1 protein-coding gene is annotated in these 507 nt (G+C 46.7%); it reads left to right on the forward strand.

Annotated elements, in window-relative coordinates; translation table 11 throughout:
* On the forward strand, nucleotides 1-507 hold a 507-nt coding region (locus tag R7Q48_RS31470; RefSeq protein ID WP_318134397.1), incomplete at both ends, for a histidine kinase dimerization/phospho-acceptor domain-containing protein.

Genomic DNA, 507 nt, shown 5'->3' on the forward strand with positions numbered 1-507 from the left:
TGTCGTTGGTGACGATTCTTGTTATCAGTTTAACCATTCGCTTGGTGCGAAAAGTGACCAACAACCTGCATCTTGTTCTTGAATTTTTAAGCCGCGAAAATTACAGCGAAGACTCACCACTTTCTGAGCTCATCAAAGGCAAAGATGAGTTAAGCAAGTTTGCTCAAGAAGTGGAAAAACTCAGTCATGAGAGAGAGCAAGCAAAGCAGAAACTCACCAAAGCCAAAGAAGATGCCGAGCGCGCCAAAGACGACGCGATTGAAGCCAGCAAAGCGAAAAGTAGCTTCCTAGCGAACATGTCGCACGAGATTCGTACTCCGCTCAACGGTGTGATAGGTATTTCTGAAGTGCTGGCAGACACCCCGTTGACGGCTACACAGCGAGATTACGTCGACACAATAGAGACGTCTTCCCAATTGCTGCTCAGCCTGATTAACGACGTGTTAGATTTTTCCAAAATTGAGTCCGGCATGTTGCTGATAAGTCCTCATTCAACCTGCGTGCGAG

It is taken from the genome of Vibrio sp. 378, from assembly GCF_033339435.1.